Source organism: Serratia sp. CC22-02 (genome assembly GCF_900182895.1).
GTDB classification, from domain to species: Bacteria; Pseudomonadota; Gammaproteobacteria; order Enterobacterales; family Enterobacteriaceae; genus Serratia; species Serratia nevei.
Genome location: NZ_FXUD01000002.1, coordinates 575,712 through 599,596, shown reverse-complemented (window position 1 = coordinate 599,596; position 23,885 = coordinate 575,712). Strand labels below are relative to the sequence as shown.

The following is a 23,885-nucleotide window of genomic DNA, read 5'->3' as shown; positions in this document are numbered from 1 at the left end:
CCGAGAGAGATAACGATGGCAGGAAAACAGGCAAGGAAACTCACCCTCGGCGCGGCGGTCGGCGTCGCGCTGCTGACGTTGGCCGGTTGCGCGCAGCCGCCGCACACCGACGCCCAGGCCCAGCAACGGCTGGCGGATCAGTCGGTGCTGGCGGTGAACTGGTTCCAACAGTCCGGCGAATACCAGGCGCTGGCGCATCAGGCGTTCAACAGCGCACAGCGCGCCTTCGATCAGGCCAAGGCCGCGCCGGGCCGTAAAAAGGCGGTGGTGGTCGATCTGGATGAAACCATGCTGGACAACAGCGCCTACTCCGGCTGGCAGGCGCAGCAGGGCCAGCCGTACGACGGCGCCACCTGGGCCCAATGGACACAGGCCGAACAGGCTGGCGCGGTGCCGGGCGCGGTGTCGTTTGCCCGTTACGTTAACACCCATCAGGGGACGATGTTCTACATATCGAACCGCAAGCAGAGCGAGTACGCCGCCACGGTGGCCAACATGCAAAAGCTCGGTTTCACCGGCATGTCTGAAAAGACCGTGCTGCTCAGCACCGACACCTCCAATAAGCAGGCGCGCTTCGACGCCATCAAACAAGCCGGCTATGACATCGTGGTGTACGCGGGCGATAACCTGAACGACTTCGGCGCCGCGACTTATCACAAGGACAATGCGCAGCGCCGGGCGTTCGTCAGCGAGAACCAGGGCAAGTTCGGCACCGAATTTATCGTGCTGCCCAACCCGCTGTACGGCGATTGGGAAAGCGGGCTGGCCCGCGATTACAACAAACTGGCGCCGCAGCAGAAGCTGCAGGTGCGCCAACAGGCGATCAACGCCTGGCGCGGGCGCTGATTCAGGAATAGGGAGAAATGCCCCATATAACCTAATATATTGTAAGGGATTAACAGTGCATGCCGCCAAACCAATGGGGACGTTAGTTCGGCGGCATGAACATGAAGAAATACGTATGCTCAAATTTTAAGTTGCGGGTATCAGAAATGTGAGAAATCGGTATCACACCCTGTGAGCCAATCCAACAACGCTTCCCGGTGAAGCAGCACTTTCACTATCCTTTCAGCAATATCAGAGTAGTTCATCCTTTAATTCTCTCGATTTTAACCGCCCGAAAACCGTAGCAGCATCCCCTCTTTGATTTAATTTGGCCGTAACCTAAACAGCAAAGCACGGCTCTTCAATGTCAAATGGCTATGGGGACTTGCCACATCATTACAGAACTTTTTCGAAACAGACCGCCTGCGGGTTACCTCGATAACGGCCATAGTTTTCACGTATCCGATACCCCTGAGCCAGATAAAACTTGATGGCGCGCAGGTTCACTCTTCGAGTTTCCAGCCACAGTTGGCGATACCCCAACCATCGAGCCTGTTGTTCCAGAGCATGCAATAATTTACGACCAATACCATTACCAGGCTCGCGTACATACATTCGTTTTAACTCCGCAACGCCAGAAGTTAATCGACGCAGCGCCCCACAAGCTACGGCTTCATCGGCAGCATTGCGTACCAACATAAAACAACCTCCATCCGCTTCTATAGAAGCTGGATCAAACGAGGACGTACCGCTATCGCCGGTGATTTCAGCCAGTTGCACCGACAATTCCGCCATCAGCGCCAACGCGTCTGAGCTATCGACTTCACTTAATAGTATTCGAAGCCTCACAGCAGTTTGTACATATAGCAGGTGGCCTCCAACGCCCCGCCGTCGCTGGCGCGGGCGTATTGTGGGATGTCACCTGCCGCTTCGAACCCCAATTGGCGGTACAACCCCTGCGCCGCGCTGCCGCTCAGGGTATCCAGCACCAACAGGCTGCGGCGATGACGCGCCGCCAGCGCCTGCACTTCCTGCATCAACAGCCGCGCGACGCCCTGCCGCCGCGCCTGCGGGTGCACCATCAGCTTGACCACTTCCGCCCGGTGGCGGCCATTGTCCGGCATCGCCAACAGCAGCTGCACGGTGCCGACAGGCCGACCGTTCGCGAGCGCCACCAGCATCGCGCGCTCTCCCCGCGCCAGGGCCGGCAGCAACCCCTGCCAAAACGCCCGCGCCTGTTCCAGCGTAAAAGGCATGACAAAACCGATGCTGGCGCCGTGCGACACGCTGGCGTGCAGCATTTCGGCCAGGTCGGCCATGGCGTTGTGCGCCGCGTCGGCGTCCCACTGTTGTAATTCAATCATGGCTATGGCCTGCAGATAACGAGCGTGTAATGGGCCGGCTCATCGCCGGGAACATGGAAACGGGAAGCGCCGAACAGGCGGTAGCGCAGACAATCGCCGGGCGCCAGCTGGAAAACACGCCCTTCCAGCGTCAGATCCAGCTGCCCGGACAGCAGCCAGAGGTGATGCTCCAGCGCCGGAATCGACGGCAGGTCGTAATCGATCTGCGCGCCGGCATCGAGCCGGGCTTCGATAAATTCGGCCTTGTACAGCGCCGCAGGCGGGGAAACGGAACGACGGTGAAAACCGCTGGCGCGATCGACCCATACCGGCTGTTGCGGCGGCCGCAACAGCTCCGGCGGTTCGTCTTCGATTTCGCTCAGCAGGCGCGACATGGTCAACCCGTAGGCGGCGCACAGCCGGTTCAGCAGCGACGCCGTCGGGCTGGTTTCGGCGCGCTCCACCCGCGAGAGCGTCGCCCGGCTCAGGCCGGTGCGCTGCGCCAGCTCCTCCAGCGACCACCCCTGCTGCTGGCGCAAATCCGCCAACCGCTGCGCCAACCTCAGGTCGGCCGTCTCCAAACCGTTATCCATCGCTCACACTCCGCCGCAAAATCCCATATAAGAGAAATAATCTCAAATTAGAGATATGGCAAGCGAATTTTAAAAAATGCCGCGCAGCGCGATAAATATCAGCAGGCTCAGCAACACCACCGCCAGCATGTTGCGCAGAAAGAACGCCAATATCACCGCAAACACCGCCCCCCACAGGTAAGGGTTATCCGGCGCGGCGCGCAGCTGGTCGCCGCTGAAGGCGATAATCGGCCCGCAAATGGCCGTCAGCACCGCCGGCACGGAAAAGCTCAGCAGCGTTTTAACGCGCGGCGATATCCGCAGCGGCAATCCCGGCGCCAAAAAGCAGTAGCGGTTGAAGAACACCACCAGCCCCATCAAGACTATCGTCAGCCAGATCATCGGCGCCCCCCGCTGCACAGCAGCCCGACCAGCATCGCCGTCACGGTGGCGATCACCAGTGCGCCTGGCGTTTGGAAATGGTGCAACACGATGGAAAGCAGCAGCGCGGTCAGCACGCAGGCCAACACCGGCAGGCTGCGCACCAGCGGCACCACGATGGCGATAAAGGTGGCGGCGATGGAAAAATCCAACCCATAACCGTCCAGATCCCCGGCGCTGCCGGCGGCTACGATGCCGAGCAGCGTGGAGAGAAACCAGCACAGGTAAAAAGTCAGCCCGGCGCCCAGCGCATACCAGCGGTCGAAACGCGCCGGCGCCTGTTCGCCGGTCAGCGCAAACAGTTCATCGGTGAGCAAGAATCCCAGGGCCAGCCGCCAGCGTAACGGCAGCGGCGCAATGCGCTCCCGCAGCCGCAGCGCATAGAGAAAATGCTGGGCGGTGACGAAAAAGGTCGACAGCAGGATCGCCAGCAGCCCGGCGCCGCCCTTGATCATGCCCATCGCCACCAGCTGCGCCGCCCCGGCGAACACGATGGCCGACATGCCCAGCCCCTGTGCCGGCGTCAGGCCGTTTTGCAGGGCCATCGAGCCCGCCAGTATGCCCCACGGCACCACCGCCAGGCACAGCGGCAAGATCGCCACCCCACCCTGCAGAGCGGGGCGCAAGCGGGCAGACGGCGGCGTGATGAGGGGGATTGAATCAGTCATGGGCTTCTCCTTTGATTGAAGAAGCCAGCTTACGGCGCAGGCGCACACGGGTATTGCACCCGATTGCCCGGTTATTTCAGCGATTTGACGTAGTCGCCCGGCGTGATGCCCATCGACTTGCGAAAATGGCGGTGGAAATGGCTTTGATCGTGAAAACCGCAGCTCAGCGCGCTGTCCAGCACGCTGCTGCCGGCCTTCAGCATGCCGCGCGCCTTGCGCAGCCGCGCCTGAATTTGATAGGCGTGCGGCGGCAGACCGGTGGCCTGCTGAAACTGCCGCAGCAGGTAATAAGGGCTGAGCGCCACTCGCTCCGCCAGCTCCAGCAGCGAAATGTCCGCCTCGGGGAAATCGTCGAGAAAGGCTTTCACCCGCGCCACCTGGCTTTGCGCCCGGCTCTGCGGCGTGGGATCGATGCGGCTTTTGCCGTGCCGCAGCATCAGCCAGGTCAGCGCCGAGAACACCATGGTCTCTTTCATCAGCCGGTTCTCATCGCTGCGCAGCAGGCTGAACGCCATCCGCAGCTGGCCGGCCAGGCCGACGTCGTGCACCACCGGGTTGGGGAAATAAGGCGTCGCGCCGGCGCCGGTTTTCAGATCGCGCGACAAAAACGCCAGCAGCTCCGGCGTCGGGTACATCGCCTGATACGACCATCCCTCTTCGGTGGCGGAGCTGCCGGTGTGGATGTCGTCGGCGTTGACCAGAATGATGCTGCCCAGCGGCGCCACGTGTTCGCCACCGGTGCGGTAGAAACGCTGGGCGCCGTCGTCGATGACGCCCACGCAGAAGCCTTCATGGCTGTGGCGCGAGAAGGTTTGGCGGCGGTAGGTGGCCTGCAGCACTTCCAGCCCGCCGAGATCGTCGACGTGCATGAAATGGGCCTGTTCCCGGGATGCTTTGCGCGCTGCGCCTTCCACCTTCATCTTGCCTACCTCCGCTGAATGAGCGCCATTCTAGCACTCACGCGAGGGCGGGGTTTGTACAAAATTGCCCGTCTCGGCGCCCGGCGGCGCGATCGCCGCGCAGCGCCAGGCGCTGAACACCGCCAGCAGCGGCGCCAGCGCGAACGCCAGGAACAGCCAACGCGCCGCCGACGCCGCGCCCACCGCCCCGCCCGGATCGTTCAGCCCCGCCAGATTGGCCGTCATCCCGGCCAGCGCCGCCCCGAACGCGGTGGCGAACAGCTGCACCGTGGTAATGGAAGCGCCGGCGATGTCTTTGTCCGCCTCAGGCGCCACCTGCAAAATGCGCGTCAGCAGGTGCGGCCAGCCGAAACCGATGCCGAATCCCACCAGCAACAGCGCAATGACGATCGGCGCCAGCGCCTGCCAGTGGCCACCGGACGGCACCGGCATCAGGATCGCCAGCGCCAGCAGCCCCACCAGCACAAACAGCGGCCCGCTGACGATCGCCCGGCGAATACCCGCCCCGCGCCAGCCGGAGCTGAGGATCTCGGACAGCGTCCAGCCGGCGGCCATGGCAGCGGCGATATAGCCGGAGATCAGCGGCGACTGGCCGTGCAGCAGCTGCAGGAAATACGGCACGAAGATCTCGCTGGTCATGCCGATCACCAGCAACGCGGTCGTGATGTAGAGCGCCGCCAACGATGATCCGCGCCGCAGTGCGCCGTGCGGTAACAGACGGGCTCTCGAGTGCGCTTCACGCTTCAGCAGCCAGGCCATCAGCAGCAGCGAGAGCGCGATGCCCGCCAGGTTGATCCAGGCGCTGTGCGCCAGGCTGCCGGCGGACACCACCAGCACCGCCACGGTCAACAGCAGCAGCTGGGCGGCCGGCAACGGCGCGGCCGCCTGCTGCGCTTTGCCCTTGGGCAGGATCAGGAAGGTAAACGCGGCGTACAGCGCCATGATCGGCAGCAGAATGCCGAAGGCCCAACGCCAGGCGTGCAGCTCGGCGAAAATGCCGCCCACCGCCGGCCCCACCAGGGTGGCGATGCCCCACATCGCCGAGATGAGCGCCATGGCGCGCGGCCACAATCGCTGCTCGAACACCAGGTTGATCATCGCGTAGGAGAGCGCAAAGATCAGCCCGCCGCCGAAGCCTTGCACCGTGCGGCCGATCAGCATCACCGGCATGCTCGGCGCCAGCGCACACAGCGCCGCCCCGGCGATGAAGAACAGCGAAGCCACCAGATAGGCGCTGCGCGCGCCGTAGCCGCTGAGCAAGCGGGCCGACAGCGCGGAGCCGAGGATCGACGCCACCACGAACAGCGTGGTGTTCCAGGCGTAGAGATCCAGCCCGCCGATATCCTGCACCACCGAGGGCAGAATGGTGGTGGCGACCAGAATATTGATGGCATGCAGCGCTACGCCGAGCGAAAGCGCGATCGCACTGGCCGCATTTTTGCCGGAGAAGAGGTCGCTCCAGCGGCTATCGTCATGGGTTATCACGGTTGTCGTCCTGTTTTCAGAGGAATGGCATTGAGTTGGTCATGAGATTGCGTTAAATTTAACAAGAGTTATCTTGGAATAAGTTAGGGCGAGGCGGAGAAATATGTCAAGAATAAACTTGGAAAATAGCGGCAGCACCGCACAATCGGTCAGTGACCGCTTGCTGACGCTATTGAAAACCCGCGGCCCGCAGCAAGCTTCTGACGCAGGAAAGGTGCTCGGCACCACCGGTGAGGCGGCCCGCCAGCAGTTCGTCAAGCTGGCGAAAGAGGGGCTGGTCGAAGCGGTGGCGGAAACGCGCGGCGTGGGCCGCCCGGTGCAGCTGTGGCATTTGACCTCGGCTGGCAACGCGCGCTTTCCCGACACCCATGCGGATCTGACGGTGCAGCTGCTGCGCACCGTGCGCGACAAGCTGGGCGAACAGGCGCTCGACGTGCTGATCGAGACCCGCGAGCAGGAAAACCGCATCAACTACAAGCAGGCGATGATCGGCGCCGCCGATCTGCAGGAGCGCGTGGCGCGCCTGACCGAGATCCGCTGCCGCGAAGGCTATATGGCCGAATGGCGCCAGGAAGAGGACGGTACCTATCTGCTGGTGGAAAATCACTGCCCGATCTGCGCCGCCGCCACCGTCTGCCAGGGCTTCTGCCGGGCGGAGTTGAGTATCTTCACCGAAGTGCTGCAGGCGCAGGTAGAGCGCGCCGAACACATTCTGGCCGGCTCGCGCCGCTGCGCCTACCGCATTTCGCTCCTGTAACACCGGTTTTTGCCCACGTTTTCAACCGGTACAGATTATTCTGCTTGTGCACCCCGCACCTTCCCTTCTAAGGTTGAATTAACGAACATTCAGGCAAACAGCGGGCCTCGCGCCCGCCCTGAGAAATCCGTCGGCGCCTGGCGCGCTAGCGGCAGAGTAACCCCACGGGAGTTGAACGATGAAGAAGCCGCATGCCGGATTCTGGCTGGCGACGCTGGGACTGGGCGTCTGCTGGCTGCTGGCGCTGCTGACTCGCGATCGGCTCAACGGCATACTGCTGGCCGGCGCGGCGCTGGCGCTGATTTTTACCCCCGCCGCCCGCCGTAAAGGCGCGGCCCTGGCCGCCTTGGGCGGCATCGGCATGGATGGGCTTTGGAGCTACAGCGGCGTGCTGCACTACAGCGGGCAACACGGCCTGCCGCTCTGGGCCATCGCGCTTTGGATCGGTTTCGGCTGCTGGTGGTATTGGTTGCTGGACGTGGTCAGAGCGGCCCCCTGGCCGCTGGCGGTGCTGGGCGCCGCCGTCGGCCCCTTCGCCTACGCCGTATCCTGGAAGCTGGACGCCTTGCTGCCCGGCGTGCCGCCGGAGTTCATGCTGCTGCTGCTGGCGGTCGGCTGGTCGATTTATCTGCCGGCCGTCAGCTGGCTGCAGTGGAAACGACGGGACAGCTGAACGGCGGGCAGCGGCCGGGAAAAATAATGCCGCAGGCCATTGCTTATCGGTTGCCCGATCGGGTTTACTGAGCGTTCTAATAATAATCATCCCTGCAAAATACAATCCTATGCTTAGCCAACCAAGCCGTAGCGTCCTGCCGTTGATCGGGGCGTTGTTCACGTTATATATCGTTTGGGGTTCCACCTATTTCGTCATTCGCCTCGGCGTCGCGCAGTGGCCGCCGCTGATGATGGCCGGCATTCGCTTTCTGACCGCCGGCATCGTGCTGTTCAGCTTCCTGGCCTGGCGCGGCCACGCGCTGCCGACGCCGAAGCAGTGGCTGGCCGCCGGCGTCATCGGCATTCTGCTGCTGGCGGTGGGCAACGGCCTGGTGACGGTAGCGGAGCACCAACACGTACCGTCCGGCATCGCCGCGGTGATGGTGGCGACGGTGCCGCTGTTCACCCTCTGCTTCAGCCTGCTGTGGGGCATGCGCAACACCAAACTGGAATGGGCCGGCATCGCGCTCGGGCTGGTGGGCATCGTGCTGCTCAACACCGGCAACAACCTGGTGGGCAACCCGACCGGCGCGCTGCTCATTTTGCTGGCGTCGGCCAGCTGGGCCTTCGGCTCGGTATTGGGATCGCGCATCTCGCTGCCGGCCGGGCCGATGGCCGGCGCGGCGGAGATGCTGGTCGCCGGCGTGGTGTTATTGGTCGCCAGCCAGCTGAGCGGCGAACACCTGACTCAGATGCCGAGCACCAGCGGCTTTCTGGCGCTGGGGTACCTGATCGTCTTCGGTTCGATGCTGGCGATCAGCGCCTATATGTTTTTGTTGAAGAACGTGCGCCCGGCGGTCGCCACCAGCTACGCCTACGTCAACCCGGTGGTGGCGGTGCTGCTCGGCATCGGTTTTGCCGGCGAATCGCTGGCGCCGCGCGAGTGGCTGGCGCTGGCGATCATCGTGGCGGCGGTGGTGCTGGTGACGCTGGGGAAATACCTGTTCGCCCGCCCGGCCCGCGTGCAGGCCATCGACAGCGAACGGTAGCGATCGCAAAAGGCGGTCTGTGGGCCGCCGTTAAAAACGATTCTTGTTTCACCCGGTGAAGGGGCTATAATTCCCGCTGTTCCAAGCAACCTGCGAAATTATTCCTATGCTGAAAAAAGCGTTCGTCATCGTCATCGCCCTGTGCGCCTTCGGTTCTTTGGGCGGCGTATTTCTCGCCGGGCTGAACATCTACACCCGTTCTACTACCCCGCACGAAGAAAGCGCGCCTGCCGGGGATGCCGCCGCCACGCCGGCGCAAACCGAAACCCTTCAGGCCAAGTGATCGTCCATCCAACGCTGGCAGCGCTGCTGTAAAAAGCGCTGAAGCTGCCTGACGCGTTCCGACACCTGCGAGCGATGCGGGCAGACCAGATTGATCGGCACCGCGTCGCTGCGCCATTCCGGCAGCAGTTGCACCAGCCGCCCGGCGCGAATATCCGCCGCCACGTCGATCGCCGACTTGCGCACCACCCCGTGGCCGGCCAGCGCCCAGCGTCGCGCGATCTCGCCGTCATCGGTAAAATAGCTGCCGTTCAGCGGCACTTCGACCAGCTCCTCACCGCGCCATAGCCGCCATTCCACCTGCCGTTTGCCGCTGGGCTGATACACCAGAATGCTGTGCCGGGCCAGATCGGCCGGCGTTTGCGGCACGCCATGCCGCCGCAGATAATCCGGGCTGGCGCAAATCAGCCGCCGGTGCTGCGGCAAAATAGGCAGCGCCACCAGCGAAGAGTCGGCCAGCGCCCCGAAACGCAACGCCACGTCCACCGGTTCGCGGAACAGATCGGCCTGCCGATCGTTGATCAGGAGCTGCAGCTGAATATGCGGATGCTCTTGCCGGAACTCGTCCAGCCAGCCTAACAGCAGATTACGGCCGAAATCCGACGGCGCGGAAATCTGCAGCACCCCGGACAGCCCCTGGTGCTTTTCGCGGATCGCCTGCTCCCCTTCAGCCAACGCGCCCAGCGCCAGGCGCGCGCTGTCGAGATAGCGGGCGCCCTCCTCCGTCAACCGCAGGCTGCGGGTGGAACGCACTAGCAGCCGCGCGCCCAGCTGCTGCTCCAGCCTTTTCACCGCGATGCTGGCCGCCGCCGGCGTTATATCCAGCGCGCGCGCCGCGGCGGAAAAACTGCCGCCGTCCACCGTGCGGACAAACACCTCGAGATCGACAAATGAGGTCATGCGTTTCCCTTCTTGGAGAGCCGGTTTCACGGCGTAACGGGTTGACGATAAAACGCTCAATAGTTATGATTAGATCATAATAAATGGAGCTTTGATCAATGGATGAACACAATGGACTGGACTACATCCTTAGCCTGCACGGCACGCGGGTCAATCGTGAGGATGGCTATTGGTGGAAAATCGAGGCTTGGACGGTGACCCAAACGGCCTTTATCCCTCACGGCATCCGTTACAATTTGACCTTGCATGATAACCACAATACCCGGGTTTTTGGCATAGATAACGCGCATGCCATTAAAACCCCTCGCAAAGGTAAATTTTCAGGCCGCTTCGTTTACGATCACCAACATGACACCCCGACGGACAAAGGCTCACCCTACGAGTTTCATTCCGCCTATCAGTTGGTGGAAGATTTTTTTACCCGGATAGACGAAGTCATACGCAAGAGAGAAAACCGAGGTTGATGATGAAAGCACTGATTGGCGTGATGCCCGAAGAACTGATTCGCAAGCGCATACTGGCGATCGCGAAAGGGGAATACCAGCCGCAGGAACGTGAACCCAAAGTCTGGTTCACGTCGATGATTGCGCTGGCTCAGGTGCTCAGCAACGAGAATATCGCCCTGCTGCGTCTTATCGACACCGCCCGCCCCGAGACCATCAGCCAGCTGGCCGAACTGTCCGGTCGGCAGGTCAGCAACCTGTCAACCACGCTGAAAACGCTGAGCGGGCACGGCCTGGTGGCACTGGAAAAACAGGGGCGCTCGGTAAAGCCCCGAGCGCTGTTTACCGATTTCGAAATTATCGTGGATCAGAAGTTAAATGCCCGCTTTAGCGCTGCGTGATCTTTAAAAGATATTAATAAGTGTTTGTCAGCAAGGCCAATTGTTAGGTCATTTTCAATCAGGAAAGATAGATCCCGTTGAAACTTAGCCTAAAAGAGGCCTTAACATGACGATTCCCGATTCCCCTCTGAAACGACAGAAACTGGTGATCCTGGGCGGCACCAGCGGTATTGGCGCCGCGGTGGCCTACGCGGCGGCGGCGCGCGGCGCTGAAGTGGTGCTGGCTTCGCGCCGCCTGCCCCACGCCAGGGAGAAGAACGACGCGCTGCGCCTGATGCAGGCCGATCTGACCGATGAAGCGTCGCTGCACGCGCTGTTTGCCGCCGTCGGCGCTTTCGACCATTTGGTGATCACCGCCGGGCCGCTGGTGGAGGCCAAGCCGCTGGCGGAGACCACCCTGGAACGGGCGCAGGCCGACTTCAACGTCAAATTTTGGGGCAGTTTGCGCGCGGTGCAGGCGGCGCTGCCGACGCTGGCGCCACAGGGCTCCATCACCCTGACTTCCGGCCAGCTGTCGCGTAAATACCTCGGCGGTCAGCTGGTCAAAACCGCCATCAACGCCGCGCTGGAAGCGGCCGGCAAGCAGCTGGCGAAGGAGCTGGCGCCGCGGCGGGTGAACGTGGTCAGCCCCGGCATCACCGCCACCGAAGCCTACGACGGCATGAGCGCCGCGCAGCGTCAGGCGCTGTTCGAACGGGTTGGCGGCAGCCTGCCGGTCGGCAGGGTCGGCCAGGCGGCCGACGTCGCGGCGGGTTACCTGCTGGCGATGGAGAACGGCTTCGTGACCGGCAGCGTGATCGACATCGACGGCGGCGGCCTGTTGTAACGGCGGCTAGAGCGCCGTCACGCCCTGCGCGGCGGCCTGCTGTTCCAGCACGGTGATAATCTGGTAGGCCGAACGCGGCACCAGGCTGAAATCGCCGATCAGCAGGCGGTCGCTGACCGCCTCATCCAGCATCGCCCGGGCGCCGGCGCGCAGGATTTCCACCTGTTCCGGCGGCGTACCCGCCGCGGTGATCAGCGGCAGGCCGGGCACCGCCGCCGTGCGGCCGATGATTTTCAGCCCCTCCAACGCCTGCGGCTGCGCGCGACGCAGCAGTTCCATGCTGATCGAATCGATGGCGGCGATATCCGCCTGCCCGCTGCGAATCAGCTTCAGCGACTGATAATGCGCGCCGGAGGCCATCGCCGCACCGAAGAATTTCCCGTCCTGCGCCAACGGCGCGATCAGCGCGCGCAGGCCGTTGTAGCCGGACTGGGAATCGGTGCTGTTATAAGCCACCGTCCGGCCGCGAAAATCCGCCAGCCGTTCGCCGGGATCGCCCGCACGCACCACCAGCCAACTGCGGTAATTCGGCCCGTCGCACCCTTCAACCCGGTAATGGTAGGTGCCGATCAGCTGCACCTGCGACAGGGTGCTGACCAACGGATAACCGCAGGTTTGGCTGAGCAGCAGATCGTCGCGCCGCCAGTGCTGCGCCAGATCGTCCGGCCAGCTGAGCCGCTCCGGCGCCGCCGGCAGCCCCAGCCGCAGCAGCTTGTCGCGCAATACCTGCCAGAAGGATTCGGCCTGCTCCCGGCCAACGCCGTACATCGGTAGAGACACCTGCATCATTTCCCCCTTACCCCGCCGGAGTGGTCGCCAGCGTCTGCTGACGCCAGGCGGTGAGATAACGCACCCAACGTTCGAACAGCATATCGGTGATAATAGCCAACAACGCCACCACCGCCGCGCCCTGGATCACATAGGCGGTGTTAAACCCGCTCAGACCGATGATGATCGGCGAGCCGAGGGTTTTGGTGCCGACGGTGGAAGCGATGGCCGCCGTGCCGATGTTGATGATCACCGACGTGCGGATCCCGGCGACGATCACCGGCGCCGCCAGCGGCAATTCGATCCGCCACAGAATTTGCCAGGCGCTCATCCCCACGCCGCGGGCAATCTCGCGCGTGGCAGGCGGCACCGATTCGATGCCCGCCAGCGTGCCCTGCAGGATCGGCAGCAGGCCGTACAGCACCAGCGCAATGATCGCCGGCTGTTCGCTGAAGCCCATCACCGGCACCGCTACCGCCAGCACCGCCACCGGCGGGAAGGTCTGCCCCACCGCCACCACCGTTTCCACCAGCGAACGAAACTCCCGACCGCTGCGCCGGGTGACGGCCACGCCGGCCGCCACGCCGAGAGCCACCGCGATCAGGCTGGAGATCGCCACCAGCGACAGGTGCGCCCCCACCAGCGCGATAAAGCTGTCCTGCTGATAAATGGGCCGCTCCAGATCGGGGAACCAGGCGGAGAACAGGCCGCGCAGATGATCCATGCCGAACACCAGCGCCAACAGCAGCGCCAGCGTCCAGGGCAGCGGATCGCGCAACAGGCGCCAGACGCGCCCGCTCATGACAGCGCCTGCCCGGCGATCAGATCGTTAAAGTGCAACACCCCCAACGCTTCGCCCCGTTCATCCACCACCGGCAGGCAGTCGCTGCCGCGCGCCACAAACACCGACAGCGCCTCGCGCAGGCTCATGGCGGCGGCGATCGGTTCGCCCTCGGTGGCGCCGGGCCGCACCCGCTCCGCCACCGTTCCCAGCGACAGCAGCTTGATGCCGCGATCGCTGCGCCCGAAGAAATCCCGCACGAAGTCGTTGGCCGGCGCGGTCAGCAGCGCCAGCGGCGTGCCCTGTTGCACCACCCGCCCCTGATCGAGCAGCACCAGGCGATCCGCCAAGCCCAGCGCTTCATCGATGTCGTGCGTCACCAGCACGATGGTGCGGCCGGAGAGCTGATGGATGCGCGCGATCTCCGCCTGCAGCGCCGCACGGGTGACCGGATCCAGCGCGCCGAACGGTTCGTCCATCAGCAACACCTCGGGATCGGCGGCCAGCGCGCGCGCTACCCCCACCCGCTGCTGCTGCCCGCCGGACAGCTGATGCGGGTAGCGGCGGCGAAACAGATCCGGCTCCAGATGCAACAGCTCCAGCAGTTCGGTCACCCGATCGCGAATGCGCGCGCGCGGCCATTTCAGCAGCTGCGGCACGGTGGCGATGTTCTCCTCCACCGTCCAGTGCGGGAACAGGCCGATCGACTGGATCGCATAGCCCATGCGCCGCCGCAGATCCTGCGGTTTGAACGACTGGATCTCTTCGCCGGCAAAGAGAATCTTGCCCCGATCGTGTTCGATCAGGCGATTGATCATTTTTAACGTCGTGGACTTGCCGGAACCCGAGGTGCCGATCAACACGGTGAATTCGCCCTCGGCGATGTGCAGCGTGAGATCGTCCACCGCCGGCTTGCCCTGAAAAATTTTGCTGACTTGCTCAAAGTGAATCATCGGCGCGATACGTCCAGGATTGAAACCCAAAATTTAAACAGCGAATCGACGATGACCGCCATCATGACCACCGGGATCACCCCCAGCAAAACCAGATCCAGCGCGCTGCTGAGCAGCCCCTGGAACACGATGGCGCCAAAGCCGCCGGCGCCGATCAGCGCCGCCACCACCGCCATGCCGACGGTTTGCACCGCCAGGATGCGCACGCCGGTCAGGAACAGCGGCAGCGCCAACGGCAGCTGCACGCGCAGGAAGATCTGCCCGCGCGTCAGCCCCACGCCGGTGGCGGATTCGATCACCCCGGCCGGCACGCTTTGCAGCCCCGCCACCACGCTGCGCACCAGCGGCAACAGCGCGTACAGCACCAGCGCTACGATCGCCGGCGCCATGCCGATGCCGCTGACGCCGTGCTCCGCCAGCCAGGGCACCGCCGTCGCCAGCCCCGCCAATGGCGCGATCAGCAGGCCGAACAGCGCGATGGACGGCACGGTCTGGATAATGTTCAGCGCGGAGAAAATCGGCCGCTGCCAGCGTTCGGAGCGAAAACACAGCACCCCGAGCGGCACGCCGATCGCCAGCGCCGGCGCCATCGTCGCCAGCAGAATGGTCAGGTGCTGCAACAGCGCGGCGTCAAACACCTCCTGGCGATTGTGGTACTCCTTCAGCAGCGACAGCTGATCGAGCTGATGCCCGAACAGCAGCAGCGCCGGCGGCACCAGCACCAGCGCGTTGCCCAGCATGCGCCACAGGTGCGACGCGGTGAGGCGCGCCATGGCGTCGGCGGCGATCAGCAGGCTCAGCGCCATCGTCAGCCAGCATCCGCTGCCCCAGGAGGTGCGCGCCAGACGCGATCCCTCCTGCGCCAGGCGTTCGGCGGCCTGTCCGCTGATCCAGAATGCCAGCGTCAGCACCCCGCAGGCGGCCAGCGCCGCCAGCAGCGCCCGCCCCCGCGTCGGCGGTAACAGGCTGAGGATCGCCAATGCCGCCAGCGGCAACAGCAGCCACAGCGCCGGGCCGTGCAGCAGGGAGAACAAGGAGAGGCTTTTGCCCGACAACAGGCGATTGGGGGCATAACTGAGGAACGGCAGGCCAAACGCGGCCAGCAGCAACAGCATGAACAGCGTCAACAAGACGCGATGTTTTACGGCGATAGTCAAAGAAACGCTCCGGCTCCCTCGGTTTACCCCCTCTCCCGACGGCAGAGGGGGCACCTCGGCATTATCCCTTAACAAACCCTTTCTCTTTCAGGTAAGCGGCCGCCACCTGTTTGGCGTCCTGGCCTTCCACGGCGATCTGCGCGTTGAGTTTTTGCAGCGTCGGCCCGTCCAGCGAGGCGAATACCGGCTTGAGCAGCTCAGGCAGATTGGCGTGCGCCTTCAACGCCGCTTCGCGCACGATCGGCGCCGGCGCGTAGATCGGCTGTACGCCTTTCGGGTCCGCCAGCGTCTGCAGCCCCAGCGCCGCCACCGGGCCATCGGTGCCGTAGGCCATCGCCGCGTTGACGCCGGAGGTCTGCTCCGCCGCCGCCTTGATGGTCACCGCCGTGTCACCGCCGGCCAGGGACAGCAGCTGATCCTGATTCAGTTTGAAACCGTAGGCGTTCTGGAACGCCGGCAGCGCATCCGGCCGCTCGATAAATTCCGCCGAGGCCGCCAGCTTGAACTTGCCGCCGCCGTTGATCCACTTGCCGAGATCCGACAGCGTCTTCAGATGGTTGGCCTCCGCCACGTCCTGACGAATGGCGATGGTCCAGGTGTTGTTGGCCGGCGCCGCGTCCAGCCAGACGATTTTGTTTTTGTCGTAGTCGAGCTGCTTCACCTTCTCGAAGCCGGCCTGGGCGTTCTTCCACGCCGGATCTTTCTCATCGGAGAAGAAAAACGCGCCGTTGCCGGTGTATTCCGGGTAGATGTCGATCTCGCCGGAGGTGATGGCGCCGCGCAGCACCTTGGTGGTGCCGAGCTGCAGCTTGTTGGTGGTCTTGATGCCGTTGGCTTCCAGCACCTGCACGATGAGGTTGCCGAGCAGCGAACCTTCGGTATCGATCTTGGAGCCGACGCGCACCGAGTCGGCCGCCTGCGCCAGACCGCCGGTGGCCAGCAGGGCCAGCGCGACGGCAAAGGAACGTCCGCGTGATAAGGTGATTGCCATACTTTTCCTCTGGTTATACGTTTTCCGGCTCATGGGCCGGTTAGGTTGGAAAATCCTGAGAAACGCGCTTCCAGCGCGCAATAAATTTTTCCGTCGGCAGGGCATCGCCTTCTCCCTGCGGTTCATCGGCGCGCAACGGATGCACGCCAACGTCGATCGGCGTCAAGGCGTAATCGCGCAGCCACTCGCCGTAACCCTGCGCGACAAATCCCTGGCTGCGCCGCTGATATGCCTCACGCTCCGCCAGATAGACTTCGCGCAAACCGTACCAGGGCAGGCCGGGCAGATCGTGATGCACTAAATGGTAGTTCAGATTGAGAAACAGCAGCCGCCACGGCCAGCCCGCCTCATTAATAATAGAACGTGCCTGCGGTGCGTCCACGGCGCGATGCTCAAAAAACGATCTTACCTTGGTCAGCGCCAGCGCCGGGTAGCTGATGGCCAGCAGGTAAAACGCCGCACCGATACCCTGCGCCTGCAGCCAGTTCAGCAACATCGCCAACAGCGGCAGGTGCACTCCCCACATCACCCAGGTACGCCACTCCCCGGCGGCAAGCGCTTTCACCGCCCCAGCCAGGGTCGCGGCGATATCCAACGCCGGGCCGAGGAGCACCCGGCCGATCAGCGTATTGCGCACGGCGGCCAGCAGCGGCAACAGGCGGGGATAGCGCCGCCACTGCGCGGCGCTGAAGTAATAGCTTTCGGGATCTTCGTGCGGATCGGTCAGGTGGTCGTTGCGGTGGTGGCGCAGATGCGAATCGCGATACAGCCCATAGGGATACCACACCGCCAGCGGCAACAGGCCGAACAGCTGATTGACGCGCGGCCAGCGCGTCGGATGGCCGTGGATCAGCTCGTGTTGCAACGACAGGTACCAGGTGGTCAGGAGAATCAACAGCGGCGCACCAAGCCACGGGCCCAGCGTTTGCCAGCCCAGCGCCACGCCGAACCAGCCGCCGTACACCGCCGCCATGATCCCCCAGGTGGGCAATTCCATTCGCCAATAGCGGCGCCGATAAAGCTGCCTGATTCGTTCGCGCTGTTCGGGGTGCAAATAGTGGGCATGGGACATGCTGCGGCTCGCGGTGAGAGATTTTCTCTCAGTATCCGCGAGCCGTAGCGGCGTTCAAAATAACGAAAATGGCAAAGCTAAGTGAAAATTCAGCGGGTTGCGTACGCGGCCTGCGGTTCGCAGGCCACCGGGAAATTCACCGAGTTGGCGATAAAGCACAGGTGATGCGCCTTCTCATGCAGCTGTTGCGCCAGCTGCAGATCGTCGCCGTCGCGCACCGTGACCTGCGGCCGCAGCGTCACCGAGGTGAAAAAGCCGCCGCGCGCCGCGTCTTCACGCATCACCCCGACGGCGTTGTCCTGATAGGCCAGTACGGAAATGCCCGAGGTGGCGCACAGATGCAGATACCATAATTTGTGACAGGCGCTGAGCGAAGCCACCAGCAAATCTTCCGGGTTCCAGCGCGTCGCGTCGCCGCGGAAGGCCGGATCGGCGGAGCCGGCGATGTCTGCCTTGCCCGCGGCGCCGATCAGGTGATCGCGCCCGTAGGCGCGGTAATCCTCGGTGCCTGCGCCCAAATTCCCCTGCCAGGTGACCGCCACCTGATAATGATGTTCGCCTTTCATGCCTTTTTCTCCCGTTGGCCAGCCAATGCAACCTCGTCTTGAGACGTGCCCGGAAAACACTATTGGTGGAAAAGCGTGAATACGCAAACGGCGAAACGAGAAAAAACGGGCCGCGCAGGCGGCCCGTCCGTTACTTCCCTTCAGGGAACGAAATCGAGCACCACGGCGTTGAACAGCGCGTACTCGGTGGCGGTGGCCATCGGCGGAAACTGCGCGTGCTGCACCGCCGCGCTCGCCGCTGCGCACAGGGGCGCGTCGCCTCTTACGATCTTGCTGCTCGCCAGCTTGCCGTCCGGCCGTAGCCGAATGCTGATGGTGCAGCGTTGGCCGCGCGCGCGTTCCGGCAAACGCAGCTCGCGGCTCACCGCGTTATGCACCCGCACCGGATAGCTGAGCGGCGCCGTGGCCTGCGCCTCGGCCTGCGGCTCCGGCAACGGGATGCCGGCCTGACGCCCGGCTCCGCAGCCGCTCAGCAGCAACAGCGCCAACAGGCTTAGTGTCTTTTTCATTCCCTATGTCCTTATTGGGGGGATTTATCCTTATCGCGTGGCCCTCACTGCGCCGCCGGGTAAGCCTCGCCGTCATCCGCGTAACGCTGCAGCCGTTCGCGCCACCACTTGGCCGCCAGACCGCTGGCGCTTTCCCGCCAGCCGAAATAGGCAACGTCGCTGCAGCGCTCAGATTCCACGCGTTTCGCCACCAGTTCGCCGCTGTTCAGGTAAGGTTCCGCCAGAGAACGCGGCAGATAGCCGCAGCCCAACCCGGCCAACTGCGCCTGCAGCTTGGCGTCGAAGCCGAAGACCGTCAGCGTATCCTGCTCTTCGAGCAGGTTCAGGCTCTGCGGCGCATTGACCCGCGAGGTATCGCGCACCACCACCGCCCGGTGCTGACGGATTTCGTCCTTCGGCAACGGTTCCGGCAGCGTCGCCAGCGGATGCTGCGGCGCGACGGCGAACACGTAATCCAGCTGCCCCAGCCGGCTGAACGCATAGCCCACCCGCGACGGCGGCTCGCAGATGGCGCCGATGATAATGTCGGCGCAGCCATAAACCAGCGATTCCCAGGAGCCGGCCAGCACCTCGTGGCTGAAACGCAGCCGGGTATGATGATGTTGCCGATAGAACTCGTCGATCAGTGGCAACAGGCGGGCGAACGGGAATGAGGCGTCGATCCCGAGCGTGATCTCGCTTTCCCAGCCGTTCTCCACGTAGCGCGCCTGCTGCTCCAGATCCTGCGCCGCCCGCAGCAACACCCGGCCTTTTTCCAGCATCAGCTTGCCGGTATCGGTGAACTTCGCCCGGTGGCCGGAGCGGTCCAGCAGGGTGATGTCGAGATCGTTCTCCAGCTTTTGCACCATATAGCTGAGTGCCGAAGGGGTTTTAAACAGTGCGGCGGCCGCGGCGGCGAAAGATCCGTGCCGGTCCAGCGCGTCCAAAATCAGCAGCGCTTCCAGGTTTAATCTCATGCTTTCTCCCGTGTATAAAAAAACTCAACAAGTCGGCAAAAATTCTGCGGTATCTTTGAAATCGCCCTCTGCCTACCATGCGTTTTATCGGCGTTACACTCATCAGATGTTCAACCGAAATATCACTGGGAAGGTAAATTATGTCCAAGTTTCAACTACTTGATAAAGACAACTCCGCACTGATTTTTATCGACCATCAACCGCAAATGGCCTTCGGCGTGGCTAATATTGATCGTCAGCAACTGAAAAACAACGTTGTTGGCTTGGCGAAGGCGGGCAAGATTTTCAACGTGCCAACCCTTTTCACCTCGGTAGAAACCGAAAGCTTCAGCGGCTATATCTGGCCGGAACTGCTGGCGGTACACCCTGAAATCACCCCGATTGAACGCACCTCGATGAACTCCTGGGAAGACGCGGCCTTCGTTAAAGCCGTGGAAGCCACCGGCCGCAAAAAGCTGGTGATTTCCGCGCTGTGGACCGAAGTGTGTCTGACCTTCCCGGCGCTGATGGCGCTGGAAGCCGGCTATGAAGTGTATGTGGTGACCGACACCTCCGGCGGCACCTCCGTCGATGCGCACGAGCGTTCGATCGACCGCATGGTGCAGGCCGGCGCCGTGCCGGTGACCTGGCAGCAGGTGCTGCTGGAGTACCAGCGCGACTGGGCGCGCAAAGATACCTACGACGCGGTGATGGCGCTGGTGCGCGAACACAGCGGCGCGTACGGCATGGGCGTCGACTACGCTTACACCATGGTGCACCACGCACCGGCTCGCACGGTGAAATAATCCCCTTGCCCCGGCCCTGCGCCGGGGTATTTTCAGGAGTCGGTTTTATGGCCCATCCGCAGCATGTCACGCTGGTGATCACCCACCGTTTGGCGCCGGGGAACGAGCAGGCCTATGAGGCCTGGCTGAACCGCATCATGCCCGACGCCGCAGGCTTCACCGGCCATTTGGGCGTCAACGTCATCCGCCCTTCCGGTGATGAACAGGCCTATACGGTGTTGGTCCGCTTCGACAACCTCGACAACCTGTACCGCTGGATCCACTCGCCGCTGCGCAAGCAATACATCGAAGAAGTCACCCCGCTGCTGCTGGAGAGCGACCATATCGAGATCCGCCCCGGCGCGGAGTTCTGGTTTACCCCGCCCAACCCCGGCGTGCGCCAGCCGCCCCAGTGGAAGCAGTTCATCATCACCCTGCTGGTGATTTTCCCTTCCACCAATCTGGTGCCCTGGTTTTGGGGGTTGGTGCTGCCGCAGCTGGACGGCACGCTGCTCGGCCATTTTCTCAATGACGCCACCGTGGTCGCCCTGGTGGTGTACCTGTGGATGCCTATCGTGACTCGCGTTTTTCATCAATGGCTGACCCGCCGCTAGGCGGTTCGCCGGGAGAATGTTATGAACCACCACGCTTCATTGATCATCACCAACGGCAAGTTTCACACCGTCGATCGCCAAAATCCCACCGCACAGGCGGTCGCCATCCGCGACGGCAAGTTTCTGGCGGTCGGTAGCGAAAGCGAAGTCATGCAGCATGCCGGGCCGGAAACCCAGGTGATCGACCTGCATGGCCACATCGCTATTCCAGGCCTGAACGACTCGCACCTGCACCTGATCCGCGGCGGCCTGAACTATAACCTGGAGCTGCGCTGGGAAGGCGTGCCTTCGCTGGCCGACGCCCTGCGCATGTTGAAAGAACAGGCGCTGCGCACGCCGAACCCGCAGTGGGTACGGGTGGTCGGCGGCTGGACCGAATTCCAGTTCGCCGAGCGCCGCATGCCGACGCTGGACGAGATCAACCAGGCGGCGCCGGACACGCCGGTGTTCATTCTGCACCTCTACGATCGCGCGCTGCTCAACCGCGCGGCGCTGAAGGTGGTCGGCTACACCAAAGACACGCCGAACCCGCCGGGCGGCGAGATCCAGCGCGACGCCAACGGCAACCCGACCGGCATGCTGATCGCCAAGCCCAACGCCATGATCCTGTACGCCACGCTGGCGAAAGGGCCGAAGCTGCCACTGGAACAGCAAGTCAATTCCACCCGCCAGTTTATGCGCGAGCTGAACCGTCTGGGCCTCACCAGCGCCATCGACGCCGGCGGCGGCTTCCAGAACTACCCGGAGGATTATCAGGTGATCGCCGAGCTGCACGAGAAAAAGCAGCTGACCATCCGCATCGCCTATAACCTGTTCACCCAGCGGCCGAAGCAGGAGCTGGAAGACTTCGAGCTGTGGACCGACATGCTCAAGCCGGGTCAGGGTACCGACTTCTATCGCCACAACGGCGCCGGCGAGATGCTGGTGTTCTCCGCCGCCGACTTCGAAGACTTCCTGCAGCCGCGCCCGGATCTGCCGCCGGGCACCGAAGACGAGCTGGAGCGGGTGGTGCGCCATCTGGTCGAGCACCGCTGGCCGTTCCGCCTGCACGCCACCTATGACGAATCCATCAGCCGCATGCTGGACGTGTTCGAGAAGGTGAACCGCGACATTCCGTTCAACGGGCTGCACTGGCTGTTCGACCACGCCGAAACCATTACCGAGCGCAATATCGAGCGGGTCAAGGCATTGGGCGGCGGCATTGCGGTGCAGCACCGCATGGCGTTCCAGGGCGAATATTTCGCCGACCGCTACGGCATCGAAGCCACCAAACATACGCCGCCGGTGGCGAAAATGCTGGCGGCCGAGCTGCCGGTCGGGCTGGGCACCGACGCCACCCGCGTCGCCAGCTACAACCCGTGGACGGCGCTTTACTGGCTGGTTTCCGGCCGCACCGTCGGCGGCATGGCGATGTACGACGACAGCGCCCGGCTGGATCGCGAAACGGCGCTGATGCTGTGGACGCAAGGCAGTGCCTGGTTCTCCACCGAACAGGGCAAGAAAGGCCAGATCAAGGTCGGCCAACTGGCGGATTTGGCGGTGCTGTCGCAGGACTATTTCAGCGTGCCGGAAGAGCAGATCAAAGGCATAGAGTCGGTGATGACGGTGGTGGACGGCAAGGTGGTCTACGCCGCCGGCAGCTTCTCGCCGCTGGCACCGCCGCCGCTGCCGGTGCTGCCGGAGTGGTCGCCGGTCACCCAGGTGCCGGGCCACTACCGCTCCGCGCCGCCGTCGGCGGCTGCCAAAGTCGGCGTGCTGAGCCAGGCGCACCAATGCTGTGGCCCGTGCGGCGTACACGCACATCAGCATGACATTGCGCGCCGCTCCAGCATCCCGGTGTCGGATGAAAATGCCTTCTGGGGCGCGTTCGGCTGTTCGTGCTTCTCGTTCTAAGTTGCCAGGTCAGCAACTTATTATGTAACTAGCTTAATAAGATATTAATTTAGCAACATAACAAATTAATGGCGCTGTCCACGAGAGAGCGCCATTTCATTTTCAATCGCGGTTGATCTCCAGCCAGCGCCGCTGCTCGGCGGAGGCGGCTATCGCATCCAGCACGCAAGACACCTTCCAGCCTTCTTCAAAGTCCGGCCACATGCGATCGCCCGCGGCGATGCCATTGACCAGATCGCGGATTTCCACCGTCTTCTGATCGTTAAAGCCGATGCCGTGCCCGGCGCTGATGCAGAACGCCGCGTAGTCCGGGTGCTTCGGCCCTACCAACAGCGTTTTGAACCCCTGCCGCTCCGCCGGCTCATCGTGCCGATACAGCTTCAGCTCCGCCATCCGTTCCTGGGTATAGCTCAGCGTGCCCTTGGTGCCGGTGACCACATAGGTCAGCCCCATCTTGCGCCCGCAGGCGATGCGCGAGGTTTCGAGAGTGCCCATCGCCCCGCCGGCGAAGCGCAGCAGCGCGCTGGCCTGATCTTCGTTTTCCACCGGCAGCAGGCGCGCCGGGTCTTGCGGATCCGGGCGCTGTTTGATCACGGTCTGCATATCGCCGGAGACCGCCACGATATCGCCCACCAGGTAGTGGGCCATGTTGACGATATGCGCCGCCAGATCCCCCAACGCGCCCAGCCCGGCGCTGGCGCGGCGGCAGTGCCAGTCAATCGGCGTGCGCGGATCGGCCAGATAATCCTCGTTGTGGGTGCCGTAAAAATGCACCACCTCGCCGATTTCGCCGTTAGCGATGATCTCACGAGCCAGCTGGCTGGTCGGGTTCTTCATGTAGTTGAAACCGACCAGCGTTTTCACGCCTTTGGCGCGGGCGGCCTGCACCATCTCCGCCGCGTCGGCGGCGTCCAGCGCCAGCGGTTTTTCCGAATACACGTGCTTGCCGTGGCGGATCGCCTCCAGCGCCATCTCTTTGTGCAAGAAGTTGGGCGCGCAGATGTCCACCACGTCGATCGCCGGATCGGCCACCAGCTGCCGCCAATCGCCGGTCGAACGCGCAAAACCGAACTCGCCGGCGCGCTGCGCCGCCAGCTCGGGCGTCACTTCCGCCAGCATCTCCAGCACCAGCTCCCCTTTCAGAGGAAAGACCGTGGGGGCCTGCGCATAAGCGATAGCGTGGCAACGCCCGATATAACCGGTGCCGATTAACCCAACGCGTACCTGTTTCATCATTTTCTCCCGTGATCGAAATCCTGCGTAGAACCAGGCGCCGTTCAATGAAACGCGCCGTC

29 protein-coding genes are annotated in these 23,885 nt (G+C 63.3%); 11 read left to right on the top strand and 18 right to left on the bottom strand.

Annotation, left to right across the window (positions count from 1 at the left end; all coding sequences use genetic code 11):
• The first annotated feature begins 15 nt into the window (after positions 1–15).
• Positions 16–846 (top strand): 5'-nucleotidase, lipoprotein e(P4) family, encoded by an 831-nt coding sequence (locus QOL81_RS09780; protein WP_283439790.1) that lies wholly within the window; start codon positions 16–18, stop codon positions 844–846.
• Between the two features lie 375 nt (positions 847–1,221).
• On the opposite strand, the gene QOL81_RS09775 is transcribed toward QOL81_RS09780, so the two are convergent.
• The 7 genes from QOL81_RS09775 to QOL81_RS09745 all read right to left on the bottom strand — a co-directional run bounded on the left by QOL81_RS09775 (position 1,222) and on the right by QOL81_RS09745 (position 6,254).
• A complete protein-coding gene (locus QOL81_RS09775; protein WP_230200978.1) occupies positions 1,222–1,605 on the bottom strand; it encodes a GNAT family N-acetyltransferase in 384 nt (127 codons plus the stop codon).
• Between the two features lie 65 nt (positions 1,606–1,670).
• The gene (locus QOL81_RS09770; RefSeq protein WP_060421203.1) at positions 1,671–2,189 is read right to left on the bottom strand and encodes a GNAT family N-acetyltransferase; all 519 of its coding nucleotides are present in this window, start codon (positions 2,187–2,189) and stop codon (positions 1,671–1,673) included.
• A 2-nt stretch (positions 2,190–2,191) separates the two neighbouring features.
• A complete protein-coding gene (locus tag QOL81_RS09765) occupies positions 2,192–2,761 on the bottom strand; it encodes a helix-turn-helix domain-containing protein (protein ID WP_060421201.1) in 570 nt (189 codons plus the stop codon).
• A 69-nt stretch (positions 2,762–2,830) separates the two neighbouring features.
• Positions 2,831–3,142 (bottom strand): AzlD domain-containing protein, encoded by a 312-nt coding sequence (locus QOL81_RS09760; protein ID WP_060421198.1) that lies wholly within the window; start codon positions 3,140–3,142, stop codon positions 2,831–2,833.
• Complete coding sequence (locus tag QOL81_RS09755; protein WP_060421195.1) at positions 3,139–3,849, bottom strand: AzlC family ABC transporter permease; 711 nt, start codon at positions 3,847–3,849, stop codon at positions 3,139–3,141. Before QOL81_RS09755 ends, QOL81_RS09760 begins: the two co-directional genes overlap by 4 nt.
• A 71-nt stretch (positions 3,850–3,920) precedes the next feature.
• Positions 3,921–4,769 carry an AraC family transcriptional regulator gene (locus QOL81_RS09750; RefSeq protein ID WP_049200955.1) on the bottom strand — a complete coding sequence of 283 codons (849 nt, stop codon included), beginning with the start codon at positions 4,767–4,769 and terminating at the stop codon, positions 3,921–3,923.
• Between the two features lie 30 nt (positions 4,770–4,799).
• Positions 4,800–6,254, bottom strand: coding sequence for an MFS transporter (locus QOL81_RS09745; protein ID WP_060440421.1), 1,455 nt, complete (start codon positions 6,252–6,254; stop codon positions 4,800–4,802).
• 103 nt (positions 6,255–6,357) lie between these two features.
• Here QOL81_RS09745 and QOL81_RS09740 point away from each other — a divergent pair, with 103 nt between their 5' ends.
• From QOL81_RS09740 to QOL81_RS09725, 4 genes are all read left to right on the top strand, one after another.
• The gene (locus tag QOL81_RS09740; RefSeq protein ID WP_060421189.1) at positions 6,358–7,011 is read left to right on the top strand and encodes a helix-turn-helix transcriptional regulator; all 654 of its coding nucleotides are present in this window, start codon (positions 6,358–6,360) and stop codon (positions 7,009–7,011) included.
• A 178-nt stretch (positions 7,012–7,189) separates the two neighbouring features.
• Positions 7,190–7,684 carry a DUF2878 domain-containing protein gene (locus QOL81_RS09735; RefSeq protein WP_049200960.1) on the top strand — a complete coding sequence of 165 codons (495 nt, stop codon included), beginning with the start codon at positions 7,190–7,192 and terminating at the stop codon, positions 7,682–7,684.
• Between the two features lie 109 nt (positions 7,685–7,793).
• Positions 7,794–8,714: a drug/metabolite exporter YedA gene (gene yedA, locus QOL81_RS09730; protein ID WP_070914023.1), complete on the top strand. Its 921-nt coding sequence runs from the start codon at positions 7,794–7,796 to the stop codon at positions 8,712–8,714.
• A gap of 106 nt (positions 8,715–8,820) precedes the next feature.
• Positions 8,821–8,997 (top strand): YohO family small membrane protein, encoded by a 177-nt coding sequence (locus QOL81_RS09725; protein ID WP_016928550.1) that lies wholly within the window; start codon positions 8,821–8,823, stop codon positions 8,995–8,997.
• On the opposite strand, the gene QOL81_RS09720 is transcribed toward QOL81_RS09725, so the two are convergent.
• Positions 8,985–9,896, bottom strand: coding sequence for a LysR family transcriptional regulator (locus QOL81_RS09720; protein WP_060421184.1), 912 nt, complete (start codon positions 9,894–9,896; stop codon positions 8,985–8,987). The genes QOL81_RS09725 and QOL81_RS09720 overlap by 13 nt on opposite strands.
• A gap of 98 nt (positions 9,897–9,994) precedes the next feature.
• On the opposite strand from QOL81_RS09720, the gene QOL81_RS09715 reads away from it, so the two are divergent.
• The 3 genes from QOL81_RS09715 to QOL81_RS09705 all read left to right on the top strand — a co-directional run bounded on the left by QOL81_RS09715 (position 9,995) and on the right by QOL81_RS09705 (position 11,566).
• Positions 9,995–10,360: a toxin-antitoxin system TumE family protein gene (locus QOL81_RS09715; RefSeq protein WP_197757723.1), complete on the top strand. Its 366-nt coding sequence runs from the start codon at positions 9,995–9,997 to the stop codon at positions 10,358–10,360.
• A complete protein-coding gene (locus tag QOL81_RS09710) occupies positions 10,360–10,740 on the top strand; it encodes an HVO_A0114 family putative DNA-binding protein (RefSeq protein WP_078062023.1) in 381 nt (126 codons plus the stop codon). The genes QOL81_RS09715 and QOL81_RS09710 overlap by 1 nt, the downstream gene beginning before the upstream one ends.
• Before the next feature lie 106 nt (positions 10,741–10,846).
• Positions 10,847–11,566 (top strand): SDR family oxidoreductase, encoded by a 720-nt coding sequence (locus QOL81_RS09705; RefSeq protein WP_141970102.1) that lies wholly within the window; start codon positions 10,847–10,849, stop codon positions 11,564–11,566.
• Positions 11,567–11,572: 6 nt separating this feature from the next.
• On the opposite strand, the gene QOL81_RS09700 is transcribed toward QOL81_RS09705, so the two are convergent.
• The 9 genes from QOL81_RS09700 to QOL81_RS09660 all read right to left on the bottom strand — a co-directional run bounded on the left by QOL81_RS09700 (position 11,573) and on the right by QOL81_RS09660 (position 19,319).
• Entirely contained in the window at positions 11,573–12,334 is a 762-nt protein-coding gene (locus QOL81_RS09700) for a phosphate/phosphite/phosphonate ABC transporter substrate-binding protein (RefSeq protein WP_080432947.1), read from the bottom strand.
• A 28-nt stretch (positions 12,335–12,362) separates the two neighbouring features.
• Entirely contained in the window at positions 12,363–13,136 is a 774-nt protein-coding gene (locus QOL81_RS09695; protein WP_197757726.1) for an ABC transporter permease, read from the bottom strand.
• Entirely contained in the window at positions 13,133–14,068 is a 936-nt protein-coding gene (locus tag QOL81_RS09690; protein WP_197757728.1) for an ABC transporter ATP-binding protein, read from the bottom strand. Before QOL81_RS09690 ends, QOL81_RS09695 begins: the two co-directional genes overlap by 4 nt.
• The gene (locus tag QOL81_RS09685) at positions 14,065–15,225 is read right to left on the bottom strand and encodes an ABC transporter permease (protein ID WP_197757729.1); all 1,161 of its coding nucleotides are present in this window, start codon (positions 15,223–15,225) and stop codon (positions 14,065–14,067) included. The genes QOL81_RS09690 and QOL81_RS09685 overlap by 4 nt, the downstream gene beginning before the upstream one ends.
• 61 nt (positions 15,226–15,286) lie before the next feature.
• Positions 15,287–16,216: a glycine betaine ABC transporter substrate-binding protein OsmF gene (gene osmF / locus QOL81_RS09680; protein ID WP_047728273.1), complete on the bottom strand. Its 930-nt coding sequence runs from the start codon at positions 16,214–16,216 to the stop codon at positions 15,287–15,289.
• A gap of 40 nt (positions 16,217–16,256) precedes the next feature.
• Positions 16,257–17,288, bottom strand: coding sequence for a fatty acid desaturase (locus QOL81_RS09675; RefSeq protein ID WP_102984078.1), 1,032 nt, complete (start codon positions 17,286–17,288; stop codon positions 16,257–16,259).
• A gap of 89 nt (positions 17,289–17,377) precedes the next feature.
• Entirely contained in the window at positions 17,378–17,854 is a 477-nt protein-coding gene (locus QOL81_RS09670; protein ID WP_049200976.1) for an OsmC family protein, read from the bottom strand.
• A 140-nt stretch (positions 17,855–17,994) separates the two neighbouring features.
• Positions 17,995–18,363, bottom strand: a complete 369-nt coding sequence (locus QOL81_RS09665; RefSeq protein WP_047728276.1) for a cell envelope integrity TolA C-terminal domain-containing protein — start codon at positions 18,361–18,363, stop codon at positions 17,995–17,997.
• A 44-nt stretch (positions 18,364–18,407) separates the two neighbouring features.
• Positions 18,408–19,319 carry a LysR substrate-binding domain-containing protein gene (locus QOL81_RS09660; protein WP_049200980.1) on the bottom strand — a complete coding sequence of 304 codons (912 nt, stop codon included), beginning with the start codon at positions 19,317–19,319 and terminating at the stop codon, positions 18,408–18,410.
• A gap of 140 nt (positions 19,320–19,459) precedes the next feature.
• Between QOL81_RS09660 and QOL81_RS09655 the strand changes: the two genes are divergently transcribed.
• The 3 genes from QOL81_RS09655 to QOL81_RS09645 are packed head-to-tail and all read left to right on the top strand — an operon-like array spanning position 19,460 to position 22,590.
• On the top strand, positions 19,460–20,104 hold the full coding sequence (locus QOL81_RS09655; protein ID WP_004939390.1) for a hydrolase: 645 nt from the start codon (positions 19,460–19,462) through the stop codon (positions 20,102–20,104).
• A gap of 47 nt (positions 20,105–20,151) precedes the next feature.
• Positions 20,152–20,697 carry an antibiotic biosynthesis monooxygenase gene (locus tag QOL81_RS09650; RefSeq protein ID WP_038880135.1) on the top strand — a complete coding sequence of 182 codons (546 nt, stop codon included), beginning with the start codon at positions 20,152–20,154 and terminating at the stop codon, positions 20,695–20,697.
• Positions 20,698–20,718: 21 nt separating this feature from the next.
• Complete coding sequence (locus QOL81_RS09645; protein WP_060421160.1) at positions 20,719–22,590, top strand: amidohydrolase; 1,872 nt, start codon at positions 20,719–20,721, stop codon at positions 22,588–22,590.
• A gap of 102 nt (positions 22,591–22,692) precedes the next feature.
• Here QOL81_RS09645 and QOL81_RS09640 read toward each other — a convergent pair whose 3' ends face one another.
• Complete coding sequence (locus QOL81_RS09640) at positions 22,693–23,823, bottom strand: Gfo/Idh/MocA family protein (protein ID WP_049200982.1); 1,131 nt, start codon at positions 23,821–23,823, stop codon at positions 22,693–22,695.
• Positions 23,824–23,885: the final 62 nt, after the last annotated feature.

What these genes read in the sequence shown, in the direction of transcription:
- QOL81_RS09780 (WP_283439790.1), top strand. Translation starts at nt 16, where the DNA reads ATGGCAGGAAAACAGGCAAGGAAACTCACCCTCGGCGCGGCGGTCGGC.
- QOL81_RS09770 (WP_060421203.1), bottom strand. Translation starts at nt 2,189, where the DNA reads ATGATTGAATTACAACAGTGGGACGCCGACGCGGCGCACAACGCCATG.
- QOL81_RS09765 (WP_060421201.1), bottom strand. Translation starts at nt 2,761, where the DNA reads ATGGATAACGGTTTGGAGACGGCCGACCTGAGGTTGGCGCAGCGGTTG.
- QOL81_RS09760 (WP_060421198.1), bottom strand. Translation starts at nt 3,142, where the DNA reads ATGATCTGGCTGACGATAGTCTTGATGGGGCTGGTGGTGTTCTTCAAC.
- QOL81_RS09755 (WP_060421195.1), bottom strand. Translation starts at nt 3,849, where the DNA reads ATGACTGATTCAATCCCCCTCATCACGCCGCCGTCTGCCCGCTTGCGC.
- QOL81_RS09750 (WP_049200955.1), bottom strand. Translation starts at nt 4,769, where the DNA reads ATGAAGGTGGAAGGCGCAGCGCGCAAAGCATCCCGGGAACAGGCCCAT.
- QOL81_RS09740 (WP_060421189.1), top strand. Translation starts at nt 6,358, where the DNA reads ATGTCAAGAATAAACTTGGAAAATAGCGGCAGCACCGCACAATCGGTC.
- QOL81_RS09735 (WP_049200960.1), top strand. Translation starts at nt 7,190, where the DNA reads ATGAAGAAGCCGCATGCCGGATTCTGGCTGGCGACGCTGGGACTGGGC.
- yedA (WP_070914023.1), top strand. Translation starts at nt 7,794, where the DNA reads ATGCTTAGCCAACCAAGCCGTAGCGTCCTGCCGTTGATCGGGGCGTTG.
- QOL81_RS09725 (WP_016928550.1), top strand. Translation starts at nt 8,821, where the DNA reads ATGCTGAAAAAAGCGTTCGTCATCGTCATCGCCCTGTGCGCCTTCGGT.
- QOL81_RS09720 (WP_060421184.1), bottom strand. Translation starts at nt 9,896, where the DNA reads ATGACCTCATTTGTCGATCTCGAGGTGTTTGTCCGCACGGTGGACGGC.
- QOL81_RS09715 (WP_197757723.1), top strand. Translation starts at nt 9,995, where the DNA reads ATGGATGAACACAATGGACTGGACTACATCCTTAGCCTGCACGGCACG.
- QOL81_RS09710 (WP_078062023.1), top strand. Translation starts at nt 10,360, where the DNA reads ATGATGAAAGCACTGATTGGCGTGATGCCCGAAGAACTGATTCGCAAG.
- QOL81_RS09705 (WP_141970102.1), top strand. Translation starts at nt 10,847, where the DNA reads ATGACGATTCCCGATTCCCCTCTGAAACGACAGAAACTGGTGATCCTG.
- QOL81_RS09700 (WP_080432947.1), bottom strand. Translation starts at nt 12,334, where the DNA reads ATGTACGGCGTTGGCCGGGAGCAGGCCGAATCCTTCTGGCAGGTATTG.
- QOL81_RS09695 (WP_197757726.1), bottom strand. Translation starts at nt 13,136, where the DNA reads ATGAGCGGGCGCGTCTGGCGCCTGTTGCGCGATCCGCTGCCCTGGACG.
- QOL81_RS09690 (WP_197757728.1), bottom strand. Translation starts at nt 14,068, where the DNA reads ATGATTCACTTTGAGCAAGTCAGCAAAATTTTTCAGGGCAAGCCGGCG.
- osmF (WP_047728273.1), bottom strand. Translation starts at nt 16,216, where the DNA reads ATGGCAATCACCTTATCACGCGGACGTTCCTTTGCCGTCGCGCTGGCC.
- QOL81_RS09675 (WP_102984078.1), bottom strand. Translation starts at nt 17,288, where the DNA reads ATGTCCCATGCCCACTATTTGCACCCCGAACAGCGCGAACGAATCAGG.
- QOL81_RS09670 (WP_049200976.1), bottom strand. Translation starts at nt 17,854, where the DNA reads ATGAAAGGCGAACATCATTATCAGGTGGCGGTCACCTGGCAGGGGAAT.
- QOL81_RS09665 (WP_047728276.1), bottom strand. Translation starts at nt 18,363, where the DNA reads ATGAAAAAGACACTAAGCCTGTTGGCGCTGTTGCTGCTGAGCGGCTGC.
- QOL81_RS09660 (WP_049200980.1), bottom strand. Translation starts at nt 19,319, where the DNA reads ATGAGATTAAACCTGGAAGCGCTGCTGATTTTGGACGCGCTGGACCGG.
- QOL81_RS09655 (WP_004939390.1), top strand. Translation starts at nt 19,460, where the DNA reads ATGTCCAAGTTTCAACTACTTGATAAAGACAACTCCGCACTGATTTTT.
- QOL81_RS09650 (WP_038880135.1), top strand. Translation starts at nt 20,152, where the DNA reads ATGGCCCATCCGCAGCATGTCACGCTGGTGATCACCCACCGTTTGGCG.
- QOL81_RS09645 (WP_060421160.1), top strand. Translation starts at nt 20,719, where the DNA reads ATGAACCACCACGCTTCATTGATCATCACCAACGGCAAGTTTCACACC.
- QOL81_RS09640 (WP_049200982.1), bottom strand. Translation starts at nt 23,823, where the DNA reads ATGAAACAGGTACGCGTTGGGTTAATCGGCACCGGTTATATCGGGCGT.